General features: G+C 49.6%; 1 rRNA gene. It reads left to right on the forward strand.

What is annotated here, in order from left to right:
- Window positions 1-250: ribosomal RNA gene (locus WLY71_RS31745) — 23S ribosomal RNA — on the forward strand; the annotation flags it as partial.

The raw sequence follows: 250 nt of genomic DNA on the forward strand, positions 1-250 counted from the left end.
GCGAACCAGGGGAACTGAAACATCTAAGTACCCTGAGGAAAAGAAATCAACCGAGATTCCCTTAGTAGTGGCGAGCGAACGGGGACTAGCCCTTAAGTGGCTTTGAGATTAGCGGAACGCTCTGGAAAGTGCGGCCATAGTGGGTGATAGCCCTGTACGCGAAAATCTCTTAGTCATGAAATCGAGTAGGACGGAGCACGAGAAACTTTGTCTGAATATGGGGGGACCATCCTCCAAGGCTAAATACTAC

The sequence above is a fragment of the Pseudomonas rossensis genome, from assembly GCF_039888995.1.
Lineage (GTDB): Bacteria > Pseudomonadota > Gammaproteobacteria > Pseudomonadales > Pseudomonadaceae > Aquipseudomonas > Aquipseudomonas rossensis.